This window comes from Synechococcus sp. W60.3 (assembly GCF_047502615.1).
Classification (GTDB): Bacteria; Cyanobacteriota; Cyanobacteriia; order Thermostichales; family Thermostichaceae; genus Thermostichus.
Window position 1 is genome coordinate 1 of sequence record NZ_JANSHJ010000068.1, and the last position, 2,862, is coordinate 2,862.

General features: G+C 54.0%; 2 protein-coding genes. Both read left to right on the forward strand.

Annotation, left to right across the window (positions count from 1 at the left end; all coding sequences use genetic code 11):
• The first annotated feature begins 525 nt into the window (after positions 1-525).
• Positions 526-1,101, forward strand: coding sequence for a Uma2 family endonuclease (locus NW846_RS12425; RefSeq protein WP_414516173.1), 576 nt, complete (start codon positions 526-528; stop codon positions 1,099-1,101).
• Positions 1,102-1,130: 29 nt separating this feature from the next.
• The gene (locus NW846_RS12430) at positions 1,131-2,822 is read left to right on the forward strand and encodes an RAMP superfamily CRISPR-associated protein (RefSeq protein WP_414516175.1); all 1,692 of its coding nucleotides are present in this window, start codon (positions 1,131-1,133) and stop codon (positions 2,820-2,822) included.
• Positions 2,823-2,862: the final 40 nt, after the last annotated feature.

Below are 2,862 nucleotides of genomic sequence, written 5' to 3' on the forward strand. Positions count from 1 at the left end.
GCTCACGGTAACCCGCAGCCAGGTGCTCGGTCATCTCTTCTTCCAACACCTGCTCGTTCGCGTAAGCGGTGCGGAGCACTATGACGGCCTTGACCCCTTCCCGGATGCGCCGGCTGATCTCCTCTTTGGTCAACCTCTTAAGCTCCTCTCCGTCCATTCCGCCCTCCATGCTTAACCCACAAAATACGCGACACTACCTTCCACCTGGGGCCTACTGCGCCTTAAGGCAGAAGAGAATGCCCTTAGCCAAGAGGGAAAAAAGCAAGTGGTCAAGGAGTTTTTTAGTTGTCTAGAGGAGATCTCTGGCCAAAAAGGAATTGCTGGCTCCAACGGTCTAAACCTTCTTATGCAATTGGGAGTTGAAGAGTATCTGGGCCTCACAGGACTGGGTCTGGCTTTAGCTCAGGAGTTTGGCTTTTGGGCCACGGCCATCTACCACGACGTCAAAGGAGGAGAGTAATGGGTGTAGCCATTCCCCTGCAGTCTATCCACCTCCAAGAGGGGAGCCGAGTGGTCATCCATTCGTTGACCTGGCAAGACTGCGAGAACATTCTGGAAGAGCTGGGCGAAGATCGCCATACTCGCATTGCCTACTGCAATGGAACTTTCGAGATTATGTCTCCCTTATCCAAGCATGAACGCCCTCATCGCATCGCTGGAGATATTGTAAAAGCTCTCCTCGATGCTCAGGGGAGAGACTGGGAAGATTTTGGCTCAACAACCCTCAAAAAATCTGGCAGGGCTGGAGTAGAACCAGACACCTGTTTCTATGTCAATCACCTGGAGCAGGTGCGTGGCTGTGAGGGAAGGATCGATGTTGATTTGTTCCCCCCACCCGATCTGGCCATTGAGTCCGATGTTACTTCCCAAACTTTTATCGATGCCTACAAAGCTATTGGCGTGCCAGAAGTTTGGATCTTGAATGAGCGAAGTTTGCGGATATTTATCTTGCAGGAGCAAGACTACGTCGAATCCAGCCGCAGCCAGCTTTTTCCAGACTTCGACATCCCCAAGCTTGTGCCTCAGCTCATTCAACGGGCCTTAGAGATTGGCACCAGCGCCATGTTGCGTGAATTTCGGCAAACTCTTGGCAACTCCTAACCCTTTTTCCCTTTTTTGGAGAAGATCCCATGACTGGTCATCGCTCTGCCCGCCCTGGCAACACTCCCCAGCCGCTTCCTCGTCCTCCCAGGCCAGGGGATCCCAGCCGCCAGCCACCCCAGGAAAATCGACCTAAAGGAGGTAATGGTGGGGGAAACCAGCCGCGCGGTGGAGGTGGTGGCCGAGGGGGCAACAATTCTCAGCCCTCACCGTGGCTAGGTCACCCCTTGGATCCCACGCCCAACCCCGATCCCACCGCTGGCTTTGTTGAATATTTGCGTTGGATGCGAGCGCCACTCGATGCTTTTAAAGACGGCACCAAGGCGGAGCTGGCGCACCAAGTGGAAACCAGGATCAACTTTGGAGCTCGCTTGAAGGTTTTGAATGAGCGCACCCAGCGTATTGCCAGCAACACCTTTCAGGTCACCTGTCCCTGGCGAATTCGAGTCGGTGGAGCCAAAGGCCCGGAGAGCATGCTGCTCCCTGCTTTCGATCACTTAGGGATCCCTTACATTCCCAGCTCCACCCTGCGCGGCGTAGCCCGATCCCAGGCCATTCGAGAGCTGATGCGGGAGCGCAACCTCTCTTGGGAGGAAGCGGACAAAGCTGTAGCTCCTTGGTTTGGTCACCTACAAGCTGGCGAACAAGACAGTGCTGGCAAGGTAATTTTTCTGGATGCCTACCCGGTACCCACTCGGCCCCAGAGGTGGGAGGATCCCGATAACTCCAAAACCGGAGGCCTGGCGGTAGATATTGCCAACAATATCTGGAAATGGAATGGAAAGAATCTTGACTACTCTCCTAACCCTAACTTGTTCTTTTCTCTCAAACAAGCCACTTTTTTGATTGGCCTACGCAAAGGCCCCGGCTGTACCGACCAGATATTGGCTCAAGTCAAGGAGTGGCTGATCCAGGGTCTAGAGCAAGGGGTGGGATCCCAGGTGAATACTGGCTATGGCCGGCTGATCCCCCTAGGAAAATCGCTGGACAAGATGCCAGGGGAATTCTTGCGGCTGCCCTTTGAGCTAGAAGGCCAACTCATTCACGGGCGTCAAGTAGCTAACTGGAATCCGGGTAGGAATCGCTATGATAATCGACCCATTGCCGAAGTGCGGCCTGTGGCTTTTAAGAATATGCTGCGCTACTGGTTTCGCACTTTTGCCTTGGGGGTTTTGCCGGTTGTTCAGGTTCAGAAGTGGGAAGGACAACTGTTTGGCTCCATCACCCCCGAGCAGAAACACGGCTGGATCCATGTGGATTTGCTGAACGGCAAAGTCTCTCGGCCGGGGCCCAATCAGCGAAGAGAAGCCGCAGGCCAACAGGAAGGGATCCTTGTCTTGAGTTTTTCTAGCGAGTGCCAAAATTACGCTTCCCAAGCAGAGCAGGAGGCGGTGAAAAGGCTCTTTACTAACCTCACCTGGATGATGTTCCATCTGGGGGGTGTGGGCCAAGGCGCCAGAAGACCCTGCTACTCCCGCCAGAACCGCGACCGGCCTCCCTGGTGGCGGGGCTCTACCCTAATTCCTAAGTCAGAGGATCCCTTTTGGAGGCGGCCAGGATCGGTGGTCGAGTTTCAGAAGCTTTTCCAAAAGCGACTGGGCAGCTTCTTTGAGGCTCTCAAGACTCTAACCCAGCAAGCCATTAACCTCAACAGCCCACAAAGTTTTGGCCGAGTTGACAGGGATAAATGGCCAGAAGCGGTAGATGCTACAGCCTTTTAATTTAAAATAGGGTACAGGTATTCAAGAGGAAGGAGAGAAA

Coding starts and splice junctions, on each gene's coding strand:
- NW846_RS12430 (WP_414516175.1), top strand. CDS start 1,131: ATGACTGGTCATCGCTCTGCCCGCCCTGGCAACACTCCCCAGCCGCTT.